The following is a 16,039-nucleotide window of genomic DNA, read 5'->3' as shown; positions in this document are numbered from 1 at the left end:
CCAGATCGAACTTATAGGATTGTTTTTGACCACCCTACGTCTGATCTTAAAATTTTCTGTCCAGCTTACAAAAAAGCTAAACAACACTTAAACCAAGCATTGCTCGCAGGGTGAAATAGAGAAACGCAAAGAGACCCACCAAAAGCCCAATCGTGGCGGTGGCCGTTGCTTTATTTTTGAAAAATAGTGGCTTCAGCCATTCAAATACACTGATAAAAATCCCCAGGATCAGACTGATCATGTAACGGGGATAGCGGAGGACGTTCTCAAAAAACTCTTGCATAGCACCGGAGGGGGAATTTTATGGGTTTAAATAGGGAAGATTTTATGGCTTCAAATTGTAGCATTCCCCTCTGCGTTCCCAGTTTTCCCCTGCCAAGGTAGGCTTGGTAAGATCGATTCATTTTTTATTTCCTTAGCCCTTACCTTCACCTTCGCCATGGACACCCTGCAACTCGTTCTCAATGGTCTGTCGGTCGGGAGTATCCTGGCCCTTGCTGCCGTGGGACTGACCCTAACCTACGGGATTCTGCGCTTATCCAATTTTGCCCACGGGGACTATATGACCCTGGGAGCTTACATTACCTGGTTGAGTAATTCCCTGGGGTTAAATATTTGGCTGTCGATGGTGGTAGGGGCCTTTGGCACCATTGGTGGGATGCTCGTGGCAGAAAAATTACTCTGGCAGCCGATGCGAGATAAGCGGGCGACACCGACAACCTTGATCATCATCTCCATTGGTTTGGCACTGTTTATCCGTAGTGCAGTGCTGTTTATTTGGGGCAGTGGCAATCAACAATATGATCTCCCGGTGGTGCGGGCCATTAACTTGACCGAACTTGTGGGACTTCCGGAAACGGTGCCAGATTTGCGCATCGCCTACTATCGGGTCGTGGTGATGGTGCTGACGGTTTTAGTAATTTTAGGGCTGCATTTTATCCTGCAAAATAGCAAGATTGGCAAAGCGATGCGGGCAGTGGCTGACAATATTGACCTGGCACGGGTGTCTGGCATTGATGTGGAGCGGGTGGTGCTCTGGACTTGGATTATTACAGGGACTTTAACGGCGATCGCCGGCAGTATGTACGGGCTGATCACCACGGTGCGACCGAATATGGGCTGGTTTTTAATTTTGCCGATGTTTGCCTCGGTGATCCTGGGGGGCATTGGCAATCCCTACGGGGCGATCGCCGGTGCTTTTGTGATTGGCATTGCCCAAGAACTCAGTGTGGCTTGGCTCGGCCCAGACTACAAGCTAGGGGTTGCGCTGTTCATTATGGTGGTCCTGCTGTTGGTACGGCCCCAGGGTCTTTTTAAGGGCACCATGTAAATGGCGTCTTAAAGTCCATATCGGTGAATACTGTTCTAAAATTGCTTAGTTGATATGTTGAGTAAACACGAGCGCCATGGGTAATCGAAAAGCACTGGTAACAGGGATCACCGGACAAGATGGCTCCTATTTGGCGGAGTTACTCCTCGAAAAAGGTTACGAAGTTCATGGCATTATCCGTCGCGCTTCTACCTTCAATACCGACCGCATTGACCATCTCTATGTCGATCCCCATACCCCCGATGCTCGGTTTTTTCTTCATTATGGGGATCTCACCGATGGCACGTCCCTAGGAAAATTAATCGAAAAAATTCAACCCCATGAAGTTTACAATCTGGGTGCCCAGTCCCATGTGCGGGTGAGCTTTGATTCGCCAGAATATACCGTAGATACCGTGGCAATGGGGACGCTGCGTATCCTAGAAGCGATTCGGGACTACCAGGAACGAACGGGCAATGAAGTGCGCTTTTACCAGGCCGGTTCGTCGGAAATGTTTGGCCTTGTGCAAGAGGTGCCCCAAAAGGAAACCACTCCCTTTTACCCCCGCAGTCCCTACGCCTGCGCCAAGGTCTATGGCTACTGGCAAACGGTGAACTACCGAGAATCCTATGATCTGTTTGCTTGCAATGGCATTTTGTTTAACCATGAAGGGCCACGCCGGGGGGAAACCTTCGTTACCCGGAAAATCACCAGGGCGATCGCCAGAATTATCGCCGGACAGCAGGACAAACTGTACCTCGGCAACCTCGATTCCAAGCGGGACTGGGGTTACGCAAAAGACTATGTGCGGGCGATGTGGCTGATGTTGCAGCAGGACAAACCCGACGACTATGTCATTGCCACGGGGGAAACCTATTCAGTCCGCCAATTTTTAGAAACAGCCTTCGCCTACGTCAATCTGAACTGGGAAGATTATGTGGCCTTTGACCACCGTTATCTCCGCCCTGCCGAGGTGGACTTACTCATTGGCGATTCCACGAAGGCGAAAAAACAACTGAACTGGGAGCCGAGTATTGATTTTTCGACCCTCGTCGGGATCATGGTCGAAGCAGATCTTGCCATTCTGGGTTTACCGCCCCACAACCCAGCCATGGGCAAACTTTATGAAGCAGATCAAGCCTATATCCGCCAAGCAACCGGCAGCCGCGTTGATTAGTGGGTGTGTCCATCCTCTGGTTCGTCTAGGTGCTCCGAAGCGTCACGATAGAGATTAAGAATGTGGTGATCCTTGAGGCGATAAATCACATTCCGCCCTTCCTTGCGATAGCTCACTAAACGTGCTGTGCGCAGGGTTCTTAGTTGGTGAGAGACAGCCGATTCACTCATCTCAACGGCGGCGGCGAGTTCCCCCACCCGCATCTCTCCAGTGGCCAGGGCCGAAAGAATACGCCAGCGGTTGGCATCCCCCAAGACACCAAAAAATTCGGCCATCCGTTGGGCCTTGGCTTGGTTCAAGATTTTGCCACTGTGGTCTGTCATGGTTCGCTGATCTAAACAATACCTGAATAGTTGTTCATGTGTTAATCTAAAAATATGAACAATCGTTCAACTATTTAAGACAATACCTTGGAGGTTTAAACCATGGTAACTGTGACCCAAATGAAGTGTGCCTGTGAATCTTGCCTTTGCATCGTGGATCTCAATAGCGCTATCCAAAAGGAAGGTAAGAGCTATTGCAGCCAAGCCTGTGCCGATGGCCATCCCGCAGGGAGTGAAGGCTGTGGCCATGGGGGCTGTACTTGTCACCAATAGAGCCATCAATAGAAAGAAATTGAGCCAAATTTATAAGCTGAAGCAATACCCATCACCGAAGCTGGGTATTTTTTTTGATAAAGATTGATTTAGTTGAAGTTTAAAGTTGCTCTAGGGCAGCTTGGGCAATTTCTCGGTTAATCAAAGCGTCTTCGTAGTCTGGGTCAATGGCGAGGGCTTGGTCATAGCTGGCGATCGCCTCGGCATAGCGCCCCAGTGCTTCGAGGGAAATACCGTGATTATTCCAGGCTTCGGCGTCGTCGGGATCGAGTTCTAGGAGGGCAGCATAGGTGGAGATCGCTTCTTCATGGCGACCTAAATCGGCCAGAACATAGCCTTTATTAAACCAAGCATCCACATCTGCGGGATCTAATGCTAGTACTTGATCATAGCTGGCTAATTCTTCTTCATAGCGTTCCAGAAAGCCCAGGGCAATACCCCGGTTATACCAAGCGTCCACATCCCCCGGATCCAGTTCCAGGGCGCGGTCATAGCTGGCCAGTTCTTCTTCGTAGCGCTCTAAAGCTCCTAACACAACGCCCCGATTGTACCACACCAGGTTTTGATCGGGGTCAAGGGCGATCGCCTGATCATAGCTGGCCAATTCCTCTTCGTGCTGCCCCAAGGCCCCTAGGGTAACGCCCCGCCAGATCCAAAGCTCTGCATCGTTCGCATTCAAAATCAAGGCGGCATCGTAGGCCGCGAGGGCCAGTTCATATTGCCCTTGGTCGTAATATTCATTGCCCTGGAATACCAATTCATCCACTGAATCGGCGGTCATGCCAGCACCTTGGGCGAAGAGGCAAGGAGTCGAACCACAGGGGCGCGCTTGGGCGATCGCCGGCGTTAATGTTCCTCCCAAAACCAAGGCTAGACCCATACCACCCAACAGCCCAGAAAAAATACGCACCATGGGAACACTCCACCAAATATTGCCGTTCGTCCAATATCTTCCATCATAGTCAGAATTACCGTTGCCGCTGCTTTTCCTAGGGGGAGATATTTACAATCAATAATGGTTCCCCGTAGTTTCGCTATCTAATCTCTGAATTCCAGTGAGGGGAAGCCGTTCCTTGAGGGCTTGGATCGTTTGCTGGGTGCGGGGTTCACACCAATGGGGCGCAATCTCTGCTAGGGGCACCAACACAAAGGCCCGTTCCTGCATCCGGGGGTGGGGCACCTGCAAATGGGGCAGATAAATTATGTCCTGGCCATACAAAAGCAAATCCAAATCCAACGTCCGCGCCCCCCAACGTTCTCGCCGTTCCCGTCCAAATACTTGCTCGATCGCCAACAGGATTTCGAGGAGAGCTTCGGGACTGAGATTGCGCACCTGACCAGTCACGCAACCATTGATGTAGTCTGGTTGTGGCGGGCCGACCGGGGCTGTGCGGTACCAAGTAGACCGAGCTGTTAGGGCGATCGCCGGATGTTCGCTCAAATGTTGAATGGCATTTTCTAAAATTTCTAAGGAGTTACCCAAGTTACTTCCGAGGGCGATCGCCACATCCACAGCCCGTTCCATTGCGAAAAATTTCCCCGTATTCATGCCCCAAAATCATAGCCCGAACTTCACCTTTTCCCCTGACCCCGAACCAGATACTATGGTGTAGGCAAAAATCCCCCCTCGCAACACCACACCCAAATAATGGAGGAAACCAAGGTGGCAACCCGCGTCATAATCGTGCGTCACGGACAAAGTAGCTATAACGCCCTCAAAATGATCCAGGGCCGTTGTGATGAATCAGTACTCACCGACAAAGGCTGTGCCGACGCCGCCACCGTAGGCCAAACCCTCCAGGGCATCGACTTTGCTGCGATCTATTGCAGCCCCCTCCAACGGGCAAAGCAAACCGCTGAAATTATCCACCAGCACCTCGACAAAGCCCCCGCCCCCATCACCAGTGAGGGTCTGCTAGAAATTAATTTGCCCCAGTGGGAAAAACTCCTCAAAAGTGACGTCAAAGAACAATATCCACAAGCCTATCGCCTCTGGCACGAAAGTCCCGCTGAATTTGTGATGACCCATGCTGATGGGAGCGAACACTCTCCGGTTAAAGACCTCTATGACCAAGCCCGACAATTTTGGCAGGAAATCCTCGCCAAACACCAAGGGGAAACTATTCTAATTGTCGCCCACAATGGCATCAACCGCTGTTTACTGATGAGTGCGGCGAGCATCCCCCCCAGTAAGTACCAGAGCATTCAACAATCCAACTGCTGTATTAATGTGCTGAATTTTGTCGGTCAGTTGGGAGACATTGTTCAATTTGAATCGATTAACCAAACGGCCCACCTCGGCCTATCCCTCCCCAGCTACCGTCCGGGCCACAAAGGTCTCCGTTTGCTGCTCGTGCGCCACGGGGAAACTAACTGGAATAAGGAAGGGCGTTTCCAAGGCACCATGGATATTCCGTTAAATGAGAATGGCCAAGCCCAAGCCGCCAAAGCCCGTGCATTCCTTAAGGATGTGACCCTGCATTTCGGCATGACTAGCCCCATGAGTCGGCCCAAGGAAACCGCTGAAATCATTCTGCAAGCCCACCCTGGGGTGGTACTGGGCACCCACCCTAAATTAGAAGAAATTGGCCATGGTCTCTGGGAAGGCAAACTAGAAGCTGACATTGAAGCGGGCTTTCCCGGCATGCTGGCCCAGTGGAAAACCAAGCCAGAAACAGTCCAGATGCCAGAAGGGGAAAATCTCCAACAGGTGTGGGACCGAGCCAACGAAGCCTGGGATGAGATTGTGGCGCAGTATAGCCAAACCCCGAATCAAGTGGGTTTAGTGGTCGCCCATGATGCCATTAACAAGGTGATTCTCTGTCGCTTGATGGGACTGCAACCCCAGGATATTTGGGCGGTGAAACAGGGGAACTGTGCAGTGACGGTGATTGACTACCTCCAGGGGGCAGACAGTGAACCGGTACTCCAGGCGCTAAATATTACGTCGCACCTCGGCTTTGGGGTGATTGATCAGACGGCAGCCGGAGCTTTGTAAGCCTGGGAAAAAATGAGGGGCGATCGCCATCCCCTATAATCAAGTCTGGAAAATTTTTGTAGCAACAATAACGAGCGTGTGTAATGGGTAAAATTGCGTGGGTCTTTCCGGGCCAAGGATCTCAAGCGGTGGGCATGGGCGTCGATCTCGCCGAACATCCCGTCGCCAAAGCAAGATTTGCTGAAGCAGAGGCAATCCTCGGTTGGTCAATTCTCGAAAAATGCCAGGGGGATGAAGCGACCCTCTCCCGCACCCTTTACACCCAACCCTGTCTCTATGTGCTAGAGGCAATTCTCTGCGATCGCTACCGGGAGAAAGCGCCCCAGGTAGACTTTGTGGCGGGTCACAGCCTCGGTGAATATTCCGCCCTCTATGCGGCTGGAGTCTATGATTTCGCCGCTGGTTTGCAATTAGTGCAAAAGCGCGCCCAACTGATGGATCAAGCGTCTGGGGGGAAAATGGCGGCCCTGATGAAGTTTGACCGTACTGAATTAATGGAAAAAATTGCGGCAACCGAGGGAGTAACCCTCGCCAACGACAACAGCGAACAACAAGTTGTCATCTCTGGTACCCCAGAAGCCGTTGATGCGATTATGAATGGTGTCAAAACCAAGCGGGCGATCGCCCTGAATGTTTCTGGTGCGTTCCATTCCCCGTTTATGGCCGAAGCCGCCGCCCAATTTGAAGCGATTCTCGATGCCGTTACCTTTGCCGATGCCCAGGTACCCGTACTGTCCAATGTCGATCCCCAACCGGAAACCCAAGCAGCCGCCCTCAAGGAGCGCCTCAAGGCCCAAATGACCGGTTCTGTCCGTTGGCTCGAAATCATGCAGCAACTGAGCGCCCTAGAAGTTGCAGAGGCCGTAGAAATTGGCCCCGGTAAAGTGTTAACGGGCTTAATTAAACGCACCTGCAAAGACATGGCCACGGCAAATATTGATACCCTCGCCAGTATTGGCTAGGCTCAAGGCATACAAAACCACTGCGTCCAAAGGGAACCATGATTTATTTAGATTCGGCGATCGCCACCGAAGCCACCGAAGCCGTGGCCTGGGGTTGGGTCAAGGGCATTACCACCAATCCCACCCTCCTGGCCAAAAGTGACGCGCCCCCGGAAGTTACCCTAAAAACCTTGGCGGCCATCACGCCTGGAGAACTCTATTACCAGTTAGTCAGTGAAGACTGTGAGGGGATGCTTCGCGAGGCCCACCGGGCACGGGAAATCATTGGCGATCAGCTCGTGCTTAAAATTCCCGCCACTTTCAACGGCTTTCAGGCTTTGCCCAAACTCTCTCCAGAAATAAGCTGCTCTGTCACCGCCATCTATCAGCCGACCCAAGCGTTAATCGCTGCAGAAGGCGGCGCCAAATATGCGATCGCCTACGTGAACCGCGCCACAAACCTCCAGGGGGATGGTGGTAGCCTTCTCCGCGCCATGAAAGCTCTGTTACAAGGAAGTAAAACCACGATTCTGGCCGCCAGCCTTAAATCCGCCGCCGAAGTCACCCATGCCATAATTGCTGGGGCAGACCACATCACCGTTCCTTTTGCTCTGCTCAAAACCCTGACTACACATTCCTTATCGGAAGAAACCAAAGCCGAATTTAATCGCTTAGGGTGCGGTTTACGCTAAACAGATTTCAGAAAAGGTTGTCTATACTGAGAAAAGACTTTACAAAACTTCATCATAAGCGTTCCCTTGATGACCTTTCTCGACAATCTCAAAAAACCCACCCTCTTCGGCCACCCTGTCACCCCAGAGTTGTTTGCCCTGTTGACAGTGTATTTCGTCCAGGGGATTCTCAACCTCTCCCGGCTTGCGGTGAGCTTTTTTCTCAAAGATGACCTCGGCCTAACCCCGGCAGAAGTGGCAGCCCTCACGGGACTCGCGGCATTTCCCTGGGTCGTCAAGCCCCTTTTTGGCTTTTTGTCGGATGGCTTTCCGATCTTGGGGTATCGACGACGCTCCTACTTAATCTTGGCGGGCTTACTCGGTTGTGGCGCTTGGGCAGCAATGGCCAGCATTGTCCAAGCACCCTGGTTGGCGGCAACGATGATTGTCTTGAGTTCCATCTCCGTGGCGATTAGTGATGTGATTGTTGATTCGGTAGTGGTCGAACGCGCCCGGGCCGAATCTTTAGATAAAGTAGGGTCACTCCAATCCTTGACCTGGGCCGTGGCGGCGGTGGGGAGTTTAACAACAGCCTACTTGAGCGGTTGGTTACTGGAGCAATTTAGTACCAGGGTTGTGTTTGGGATTACGGCCATTTTTCCGCTGTTGGTATCGGCGATCGCCTTGTTAATTATTGAGCAACCCCGTGAAGCCATATCCCTAAAAGCCACCACCGATAACATTGGCAACCAGATGAAAACCCTCTGGGGAGCAGTACGGCAGAAAAAAATTCTGTTGCCCACGGCCTTTGTTTTCCTCTGGCAGGCAACCCCCAGTGCCGATTCAGCCTTTTTCTTTTTTGTCACCAACGAGCTAGACTTTAACCCGGAATTTTTAGGGCGGGTGCGCCTAGTCACTAGCTTTGCGGCCCTGGCGGGGATTGCCATCTACCAAAAATATCTCAAGCAAGTTTCGTTCCGGAAAATGTTGGGGTGGAGTACCGTCATTTCCGCCGTCCTTGGTTTTACCACCCTTATTCTTGTGACCCACGCCAACCGTGCTTTGGGCATTGATGATCGCTGGTTTAGCTTGGGGGATAATTTGATTTTGACCGTTACCGGCGAAATTGCCCTGATGCCCATTCTGGTGTTGTCAGCGCGTCTGTGCCCGCCCGGCGTCGAGGCGACCATGTTTGCCCTGTTGATGTCGAGTTGGAACCTGGCGGGTTTACTCTCCCATGAGTTGGGGGCTCTTCTCACCCAGTGGCTCGGAGTGACAGAAACCAATTTTGACCGACTTTGGCTTTTGGTCACGATCACGAATTTGACGACCCTATTGCCCCTCGTCTTCTTGAAATGGCTCCCGGCAGGGGATCCCCAGGCTGATCTTGAAGAACACACCACGCCCTCAGTGGAACTTTACGAACACCACGCGGCGATTTCGGGAACAGAATCGGCCCTTTTCCCGACGGTAGAACCGAATTTGGTGGGTTCCCAGTCGGAAAAACAGTCTTAAAATGTCATGCCAGCAGTGGTACAGGTCAAAAATCTGTGAAACAAAAGTGCGCAGACTAAAGACTAGACTTACAATGGTTTGTCAACATGATCTTTTTTGTCTGGGACATCCCCTTACCATGGATTTTAGGCTTTGATGTAAATGCTTAACCTACAGTTTTATCTCCGTCGTGCTCGCCGCTGGATTAAACCAATCCTGCTGGGGGCTGTGACCTTGGCCCTTGTGTTGGGGTTTAATCTCCTGCCCCAGCCACAATCAACACCCCTGGCGATCGCCCAGGCCCAAACCCGCGTTAGTATCAACAACAGTTGGCGACAGGCTTCCTTTCCCGTCGAAAATTTTCAAAGTTACACATCTGGGTTTGGCTATCGCACGTCGCCCACCAGTGGCCAACGCCAATTTCACCAAGGCTTAGACATTGCCGCCCCCCTCGGCAGCTACATCCGTAACTGGTGGAGTGGTAAAGTTGTGGGCCTTTCGGATAACACCGCCTGCGGCACAATGATCCAGATTAAATCCGGTGATTGGGAACATATCTACTGTCACCTCAGTGGCTATGTTTCTTCCTCTGGTCAAGGGACTTTCCTCATGGATCGCAACGGTGGCATTCAGCTTTGGCTTGGTCAGGAAGTGAGCGCTGGCACTCGCATTGGTCGTGTTGGGATGACCGGACGCACCACTGGCCCCCACCTCCACTGGGGCTTGAAATATTCCGGGAACTATGTCGATCCGGCCCTTGTGCTCCAGGCAATGTACAACCAGCCCACGGCTTCCCTGGATGATTTGGTACAGCCCACATAGCCAGTTTTTTGGCTTATTCAAAGGGGGCGATCGCTCTTTGGGATAAATCCCCCTGTGCCGCCACTGAGGCTAATAGTTGCAGGGGGGTTAATTTTTTGAGCAAGCTTAACTGCATCTGATTACGCACCAAAAGAGCCCCCGCAAACCCCAGGGAATTCACTGGAATTTTTTCATACTGATCCTGGGCCCGTTGCACCAGCAACATCCAACGGCGGGTAACGAGGAGATTATAGGCTTGGGTTTGCCAACCGGGGTTGAGCGGCCCGTCAATAAAGCGAAGAAAACGCAGCAGGGCGAGGTAACAATCGAACAAAATTTTGCCGTCGTAATCCTGGGGTAGGGGGATAATCCCGTGCATGAAGGGAAAGAGAGGAATTTGCTGGGGCTGCATCCGATCATTGAGCTGGGACAGCACTTGGTCGATGGGCACTGAAAAGGTTTCCCCATTGCTCTGGAAAGGGATCAATTGCAAATGTTTGTGGGGTTGACTCGCCCCGGCGATCGCTCCCGCATTATAAAAAGCCAGCCCATCAAGGCGTTGGAGACAATGGGCCAGGGCGGTAAAATCCGCCTCCATTAACCAGGTTTCCTGGGGCTGAAACTCCCGGGTGATGATCAAAATATGGTGATCAACGACGTTAAATTTATTCAGCAGACAGACATGGTGGGGCGTCAGATCACAAACGAATAAATCTTGCTCGTAGGGCAAAAAAGGATTCACCTTCGCTTTTTCTTGTTTCGCTTGATAATTTTCCTTGCGGTCGAGTTGTTCTAAAATGCGCACCACAAAGGGAATCCCATGGTCAACAATCACTTCCTGGGCCGTGGTCAAAGAATGCAGCGCCCCTACCTGTTTGGCGTGGCGCGTAGTGTGTTGAATTTTGGTCAGCAATTCATTCATAGGGTGCTGGGGCGATCGCCACACGACTCAACATCCCAAAGTTTAGCGGATCAGTTGTTCCGCTTCACCCTTGGGGTGGGGTTGACCGAGGCTAAATTCCGTCTCTGGATCAAAAAAGTGGAGTTGCTCTAAATCAAAGGCCAACCAGACTTTTTCCTGGGGGGCAACCTTAGCCTTGGGGGGAATGCGCACCTTGAGATTTTGTAGCGGCAAGTCAACGGGGTGAGCCGAGAGGAAGGTTTCATTGCCCAGGGCTTCGACAAGATTGATCGCCACTTCAAGATTTTCGGGGGCGGCGGTACTGAGGCTGAGGTGTTCGGGCCGGATGCCGAGGAGGAGCGATCGCCCCTGGTAGGGCTGGAGTAATGGCCGCCAACCCTCTGGGATGGGAAAGCGGAATTGGGGATGTTCAATAATACCAGCGACGGTCAACTGCACTGACAGAAAGTTCATCGGTGGCGAGCCAATAAATTCCGCCACGAAGCGATTCACCGGGCGATTATAAACTTCAAGGGGCGGGGCCACCTGGAGAATTTCCCCTTGGTGCATCACCGCAATGCGATCACCCATGGTCATTGCTTCGGTTTGATCATGGGTCACGTAAATCGTTGTAATCCCCAGTTGACGCTGGAGTTGAACGATCTGGGCGCGGGTTTCACTGCGCAGGGCCGCATCCAAATTAGAAAGGGGTTCGTCCATCAGAAAAACCTGGGGATTGCGGGCGATCGCCCGCCCTAAAGCAACCCGTTGTTTTTGGCCGCCGGACAATTGTTTCGGGAGTCGTGTGAGGAGATGGTCAATCTGTAGCAGTTGGGCGACCTGCTGCACTTTTTGGCGGATCTGTAATTCGGCAGTCGGTTGGTAACGCAGGGATTTTGGGAGTGGTCTGGTGACGCCCCGCCAAGTATTTTGCAGCCAATGGCTTTTCGTTTCTGCCGTGGGCATCCGCCGCAACCCAAAGGCAATGTTGTCATAGACATTGAGGTGGGGATACAGGGCGTAATTTTGGAACACCATGGCAATGTCTCGCTGTTTAGACGGAAGATCATTCACCGGGCGATCGCCAATGGCAATTTGTCCCGTTGTCACCGTTTCGAGGCCCGCAATGAGGCGCAGCAATGTGCTTTTGCCGCACCCAGAAGCTCCCACCAGCACCATAAATTCCCCCGCCTGGATCTGGAGGTTAATCCCCCGCAAGACGGCGGTCATTTTTCCGGTGGAGCGATCCGCAAAAGATTTGTGAATATCGTTGAGTACAACCTGGGCCACGGCAATGTTTTCCCATCAACAGAGAAGCAGTGATGCTTATGGTATCGCACCCTTGTCCCTAGGGTTCAATCTCCGGTTGAAATGCCCGGCGGTCGAGTTCTGTAAAGAAAGCCTGGACAGTTGGTGTATCAAATACAGCTTGGGTGGCCTGGATCAACTTTTCGCCCCAGAGGTTTTCCACGAGGAAATCAATTTCGCCGTAACGACCATCGAGATCTAGGGCGGTACGGGTCAGTTCTAAGCCCTTCGCGCGATCGCCCTTGGTGTAGGTGGCCACGGCAACGGCGAGTTGGGGTTCTGCGGCGGTGGGGTCGAGGGCGATCGCTTTTTGCCAACTGGTAATGGCGGCATCAACTTTACCCTGTTCGTACTGGATCAAGCCAATATTATTAATCCCCGGCCAAAAGGTGGCATCGAGGGCAACGGCTTGGTTGTAGGTGGCGATCGCCGCATCATATTGCTTGAGTTTGTACTGGGTATTACCGAGATCAAAGAGGGTTTCGATGGAATTGTCCCCAAGCTGGGTAGCCGTTTTCAGCGACCGGAGTGCCCCTTCATAATCTCCCTGTTGGAAATAGGCCGACCCCAAAATACTATGGACACCACTTTCACGGGGATTGAGTCGTTTTGCTGTGGTGAGGGCCTGAATCCCGGCATCAAGTTCCCGCTCTTGCACGAGGAGGGTGCCCAAAATGTACCAAGCTTCAAAACGTTCTGGCACCAGTTGGGTCGCGAGTTTGGCCCGGGGAATCGCCCATTCATATTGTTGGAAGCGAGAAAGTTGAATTGCATCTTCGATGAGCATCAGCCCCTGTTGTTCCATTTGGGCCTGGTCAAAATCCCGCCTCAGGGGCAGTACCGCCTGCGATCGCACAGGACTATTTCCCATCCACAACACACTAACACAGGCTCCAAGGGCAACTAACCAACGATGTTTAGGCACGGTTCAACTCTTCACGAAACAACGATTCTTAAAACCAAGTCTAGCGACTTTCCCCCGCAATTGACGTAAAACCATTGTAAAAAGATTCCCCACGGGGGACTATTTCAATTTTGAGGGATTACAGTAGACTACGGATTAGTCCTGTTTACTCAACCCCCCGCAAAAATTCCTATGATTGGTGCCCTTGTCACCCCCAAAAAAGTTGTTTTGTCCTTGGCGGCCTTAGCTGGTGGGGTGCTACTCATTGGTCTGCCGGTGGCGAGAATGTTTGGCGATCGCCAAGCAGGGGTGAATGAAGAACAACTGGCAGCCCTGACCGTTCCCGTTGAAGTGGAAAATTTAGCGGTGCGCATCGAGGCCAACGGCATTGTCGAACCGATCCAGAGCGTTAACATCAGTCCCAAAACCCCCGGTCGCCTCGCCCAACTGCTGGTGGAACAGGGAGATGTTGTCACCGAAGGCCAAGAACTGGCAATTATGGACAATAGTGAATTGTATGCCGAGGGGATTCGTGCTGAATCTCTGACGAAACAACGCATTGCCGAACTCCGGGCCACAGAAACCCGTATCCAGGGAGAAATTGAAGAAGCCCGCGCCCGCTACATTCGCACCGAAGCCCAACTGCAACAGGCGGAACAACGCATTCCCAAAGAAATTGATCAAGCCAATGCGCAACTGGCAGCAGCCCAAGCCAATCTCCAGCGCACCCAGGACAAGGTTGAACGCTTTGAAACACTCCTCGACAGTGGGGCGATCGCCCAGGAAACCTATGACGATGTCCGCAACGAATTTGACAATGCTAGCGCCCGATTTTTTGAAGCTCAGCAACGGTTAGCCCAGGTCAGAAATACCGCTAATCCCGAACTCGAAGCCCTTACCGCTGCCACCGTCGAGGCCAGAGCGAGCCTAGATCGCCTCGAACGCAACGCCGAACCCCAACTGACCCAACTGACGGCGGCCCTCGAACAGGCCCAGGCCCAGCGACAAATTGCGGCGGTACAGTTCCAAGACAGCATTATTCGGGCGCCCTTTGATGGGGTGATCACCCAAAAATTCGCCACCGAAGGGGCATTTGTAACGCCAACGACTGCCGCATCGAGTACGGCCTCGGCCACCTCTTCGTCTATTTTGGCCCTAGCACGGGGTTTGGAAGTGGTCGCCAGGGTGCCGGAGGTGGATATTCAGCAAATTGAACCGGGCCAAGATGTGGAAATTGTTGCCGATGCGGATCCCGCCCAGGTGTTTCGGGGACGGGTGTTGTTGGTGGCCCCGGAAGCGATTGTCGAAAATAATGTGACTTCCTTTGAGGTGCGCATTGCCCTGTTATCGGGTCGGGAATTTCTCCGCTCGAAGATGAATACTGACGTTACTTTCGTTGGCCAAAACTTAACCAATGTGATGACAGTGCCCACGGTGGCGATCGCCACAGAAAATGGCGAAACCGGGGTGCTCATTCCTGATGCGAATAACACTCCCCAATTTAAGCCTGTGATCATCGGGGCGACCGTCGGCGATCGCACCCAGATTGTCCGGGGCGTCACCCCAGAAGACCGGGTCTTTATTGACCTCCCAGAAAACCTAGAGCGGCCTGAATAATTTTAAATTTACTGGGGCAGAGAATCCGATAAATCCACCCCGCACTGGCGACAATATTCTGTGTATTTATAGGTTTTTGCCGCACAGTTTGGGCAACTAATCCATTGTTCAAATCCACAAAAAGGACAAAACTGATCGCCTTTGCGGAGCCGACTACTACATTGAATGCAGCGCTGTTTTTGAATGCGACTTTTCGCCTGGACTTTGGGATTAAAAACAAACCGCTGGAGAAATTTAATCAAGCCAAAGCCCAACAGCGGAATAATCAAGATCAGCAGATAGCTAGAAATAAAAACTAAGCCACCAAAAATTGCGATCAAGACATCAAAAATCGCCCGCACTAGATTCCCAAACTGGATAAATTGGAGAATTTTAATTAGCAGGGGGATCAGGAAAATAAGTAATAAATGCCAACTTAAAAGCGCCTGGGTTCCCCGGTGCCGCTCCACAGCCTGACGATGCCAAAAATAGCTAATGAGAATCAGCGGTAAGAGGAAAAGGGTCTGCAAAAAGAATTGCCGATTGGGGTGCCAAAATTCAGCCCGTTCAAAATCCTGTTTTAAAGTCGCAAAAAATTGGCGATCGCCAATGGCCGTTAAATAAGCCTGTACCTCTGATTGATTAAGAAGCTCGGCTTTTTTACGATCTAGGGTCCCGGTCAGGGTTGCTTTTTGGGCTTCGGCGGCCTCAATCTCCGCCTTGGTTTGGGCTGCCGTTGTTTCGTTGATCGATTGATTCGGATCTTGACCCGCAATTTCTTCTAAAAGCGTCGAATCATATTGCTCTTTGTAGGTGGCAATGCGTTGGTTGACTTCATTAATTTGGGTTTGTAAATTCTGAATCTCTTTGGATAAAGTCAGGGTTTCCGGATTTTTTACCGTTGATGTGAGGGCCAAAAGGCGATCGCACTGGCCAGAAACTTTCCCCAAGCGCCCTTCTGTTTCAACGGGCTGAATGTCTTGGGAAGGATAATCCCCCAACATCTCCATTACCCAGGTGAAGTCTTTATCGGAGTTATCGCTATTTTGATAGGTCTGATAAACCCGGTAGCAAGGATACCGTTCCTGGGGCGAAAGGGGCCAGTTACCAACACTATCAAGACCCTGAAACACGTTGATCAACACAAAAATGTCGATCAAAATCAGGATCACAATACTCACTTTATTGAGTGGTGCCTGACGGACATGGGTCGATTTACGGACAAGATTCCGCCAAAGACGCTTCAGCCAACGCACCATAAAATAAGTCCCCCGTCGTTTTCTCTACTCTAGGAAAAGAAGCCCCAACGGGGGAACCTTGGTCATAAATCTTTGCTGCTGTGG

Annotated in this window: 17 protein-coding genes; 9 read left to right on the top strand and 8 right to left on the bottom strand. The window is 51.7% G+C overall.

Annotated features, from left to right (window positions below):
* Window positions 1–76 precede the first annotated feature (76 nt).
* Window positions 77–283: a DUF751 family protein gene (locus tag AWQ23_RS12810; protein WP_012308162.1), complete on the bottom strand. Its 207-nt coding sequence runs from the start codon at window positions 281–283 to the stop codon at window positions 77–79.
* A 156-nt stretch (window positions 284–439) separates the two neighbouring features.
* Between AWQ23_RS12810 and AWQ23_RS12805 the strand changes: the two genes are divergently transcribed.
* Window positions 440–1,330 (top strand): branched-chain amino acid ABC transporter permease, encoded by an 891-nt coding sequence (locus AWQ23_RS12805; protein WP_062435994.1) that lies wholly within the window; start codon window positions 440–442, stop codon window positions 1,328–1,330.
* Between the two features lie 76 nt (window positions 1,331–1,406).
* Entirely contained in the window at window positions 1,407–2,486 is a 1,080-nt protein-coding gene (gene gmd / locus AWQ23_RS12800) for a GDP-mannose 4,6-dehydratase (protein ID WP_062435992.1), read from the top strand.
* On the opposite strand, the gene AWQ23_RS12795 is transcribed toward gmd, so the two are convergent.
* Window positions 2,483–2,809 carry a helix-turn-helix transcriptional regulator gene (locus AWQ23_RS12795; RefSeq protein ID WP_012308159.1) on the bottom strand — a complete coding sequence of 109 codons (327 nt, stop codon included), beginning with the start codon at window positions 2,807–2,809 and terminating at the stop codon, window positions 2,483–2,485. The two genes, gmd and AWQ23_RS12795, sit on opposite strands and share 4 nt — an antisense overlap.
* Window positions 2,810–2,911: 102 nt before the next feature.
* On the opposite strand from AWQ23_RS12795, the gene AWQ23_RS15790 reads away from it, so the two are divergent.
* Window positions 2,912–3,082, top strand: coding sequence for a metallothionein (locus tag AWQ23_RS15790; protein WP_012308158.1), 171 nt, complete (start codon window positions 2,912–2,914; stop codon window positions 3,080–3,082).
* Window positions 3,083–3,182: 100 nt separating this feature from the next.
* Here the strand turns inward: AWQ23_RS15790 and AWQ23_RS12785 are convergent, their stop codons facing one another.
* Both AWQ23_RS12785 and folK read right to left on the bottom strand, forming a co-directional pair.
* A complete protein-coding gene (locus tag AWQ23_RS12785; protein WP_062435988.1) occupies window positions 3,183–3,995 on the bottom strand; it encodes a tetratricopeptide repeat protein in 813 nt (270 codons plus the stop codon).
* Window positions 3,996–4,091: 96 nt separating this feature from the next.
* Complete coding sequence (folK, locus tag AWQ23_RS12780) at window positions 4,092–4,607, bottom strand: 2-amino-4-hydroxy-6-hydroxymethyldihydropteridine diphosphokinase (protein ID WP_030007793.1); 516 nt, start codon at window positions 4,605–4,607, stop codon at window positions 4,092–4,094.
* 138 nt (window positions 4,608–4,745) lie between these two features.
* On the opposite strand from folK, the gene AWQ23_RS12775 reads away from it, so the two are divergent.
* From AWQ23_RS12775 to AWQ23_RS12755, 5 genes are all read left to right on the top strand, one after another.
* A complete protein-coding gene (locus AWQ23_RS12775; protein ID WP_062436692.1) occupies window positions 4,746–6,080 on the top strand; it encodes a histidine phosphatase family protein in 1,335 nt (444 codons plus the stop codon).
* An 83-nt stretch (window positions 6,081–6,163) separates the two neighbouring features.
* Complete coding sequence (fabD, locus tag AWQ23_RS12770) at window positions 6,164–7,042, top strand: ACP S-malonyltransferase (RefSeq protein WP_062435987.1); 879 nt, start codon at window positions 6,164–6,166, stop codon at window positions 7,040–7,042.
* Between the two features lie 38 nt (window positions 7,043–7,080).
* Window positions 7,081–7,713: a transaldolase family protein gene (locus tag AWQ23_RS12765; protein WP_062435985.1), complete on the top strand. Its 633-nt coding sequence runs from the start codon at window positions 7,081–7,083 to the stop codon at window positions 7,711–7,713.
* A 69-nt stretch (window positions 7,714–7,782) separates the two neighbouring features.
* Window positions 7,783–9,207 (top strand): folate/biopterin family MFS transporter, encoded by a 1,425-nt coding sequence (locus tag AWQ23_RS12760; RefSeq protein WP_062435983.1) that lies wholly within the window; start codon window positions 7,783–7,785, stop codon window positions 9,205–9,207.
* Between the two features lie 141 nt (window positions 9,208–9,348).
* Window positions 9,349–10,008, top strand: a complete 660-nt coding sequence (locus tag AWQ23_RS12755) for a M23 family metallopeptidase (RefSeq protein ID WP_030007788.1) — start codon at window positions 9,349–9,351, stop codon at window positions 10,006–10,008.
* 13 nt (window positions 10,009–10,021) lie between these two features.
* Here AWQ23_RS12755 and AWQ23_RS12750 read toward each other — a convergent pair whose 3' ends face one another.
* The 3 genes from AWQ23_RS12750 to AWQ23_RS12740 are packed head-to-tail and all read right to left on the bottom strand — an operon-like array spanning window position 10,022 to window position 13,121.
* On the bottom strand, window positions 10,022–10,909 hold the full coding sequence (locus AWQ23_RS12750; protein WP_030007787.1) for a DUF4922 domain-containing protein: 888 nt from the start codon (window positions 10,907–10,909) through the stop codon (window positions 10,022–10,024).
* A 42-nt stretch (window positions 10,910–10,951) separates the two neighbouring features.
* Window positions 10,952–12,178 (bottom strand): ABC transporter ATP-binding protein, encoded by a 1,227-nt coding sequence (locus AWQ23_RS12745; RefSeq protein WP_062435981.1) that lies wholly within the window; start codon window positions 12,176–12,178, stop codon window positions 10,952–10,954.
* A gap of 58 nt (window positions 12,179–12,236) precedes the next feature.
* Window positions 12,237–13,121, bottom strand: a complete 885-nt coding sequence (locus AWQ23_RS12740) for a tetratricopeptide repeat protein (RefSeq protein ID WP_062435978.1) — start codon at window positions 13,119–13,121, stop codon at window positions 12,237–12,239.
* Between the two features lie 171 nt (window positions 13,122–13,292).
* Between AWQ23_RS12740 and AWQ23_RS12735 the strand changes: the two genes are divergently transcribed.
* Entirely contained in the window at window positions 13,293–14,717 is a 1,425-nt protein-coding gene (locus AWQ23_RS12735; RefSeq protein ID WP_062435977.1) for an efflux RND transporter periplasmic adaptor subunit, read from the top strand.
* 8 nt (window positions 14,718–14,725) lie between these two features.
* Here AWQ23_RS12735 and AWQ23_RS12730 read toward each other — a convergent pair whose 3' ends face one another.
* Entirely contained in the window at window positions 14,726–15,955 is a 1,230-nt protein-coding gene (locus AWQ23_RS12730; protein ID WP_062435975.1) for a hypothetical protein, read from the bottom strand.
* Window positions 15,956–16,039: the final 84 nt, after the last annotated feature.

It is taken from the genome of Picosynechococcus sp. PCC 73109, assembly GCF_001521855.1.
Lineage (GTDB): Bacteria > Cyanobacteriota > Cyanobacteriia > Cyanobacteriales > MRBY01 > MRBY01.
Note: the sequence above shows the minus strand (reverse complement) of the source record. Positions and strands in the feature narration are given on the sequence as shown.

Coding starts and splice junctions, on each gene's coding strand:
- AWQ23_RS12785 (WP_062435988.1), bottom strand. CDS start 3,995: ATGGTGCGTATTTTTTCTGGGCTGTTGGGTGGTATGGGTCTAGCCTTG.
- AWQ23_RS12730 (WP_062435975.1), bottom strand. CDS start 15,955: ATGGTGCGTTGGCTGAAGCGTCTTTGGCGGAATCTTGTCCGTAAATCG.
- AWQ23_RS12795 (WP_012308159.1), bottom strand. CDS start 2,809: ATGACAGACCACAGTGGCAAAATCTTGAACCAAGCCAAGGCCCAACGG.
- AWQ23_RS12810 (WP_012308162.1), bottom strand. CDS start 283: ATGCAAGAGTTTTTTGAGAACGTCCTCCGCTATCCCCGTTACATGATC.
- AWQ23_RS12805 (WP_062435994.1), top strand. CDS start 440: ATGGACACCCTGCAACTCGTTCTCAATGGTCTGTCGGTCGGGAGTATC.
- AWQ23_RS12755 (WP_030007788.1), top strand. CDS start 9,349: ATGCTTAACCTACAGTTTTATCTCCGTCGTGCTCGCCGCTGGATTAAA.
- fabD (WP_062435987.1), top strand. CDS start 6,164: ATGGGTAAAATTGCGTGGGTCTTTCCGGGCCAAGGATCTCAAGCGGTG.
- AWQ23_RS15790 (WP_012308158.1), top strand. CDS start 2,912: ATGGTAACTGTGACCCAAATGAAGTGTGCCTGTGAATCTTGCCTTTGC.
- AWQ23_RS12765 (WP_062435985.1), top strand. CDS start 7,081: ATGATTTATTTAGATTCGGCGATCGCCACCGAAGCCACCGAAGCCGTG.
- AWQ23_RS12750 (WP_030007787.1), bottom strand. CDS start 10,909: ATGAATGAATTGCTGACCAAAATTCAACACACTACGCGCCACGCCAAA.
- AWQ23_RS12760 (WP_062435983.1), top strand. CDS start 7,783: ATGACCTTTCTCGACAATCTCAAAAAACCCACCCTCTTCGGCCACCCT.
- folK (WP_030007793.1), bottom strand. CDS start 4,607: ATGGAACGGGCTGTGGATGTGGCGATCGCCCTCGGAAGTAACTTGGGT.
- AWQ23_RS12735 (WP_062435977.1), top strand. CDS start 13,293: ATGATTGGTGCCCTTGTCACCCCCAAAAAAGTTGTTTTGTCCTTGGCG.
- gmd (WP_062435992.1), top strand. CDS start 1,407: ATGGGTAATCGAAAAGCACTGGTAACAGGGATCACCGGACAAGATGGC.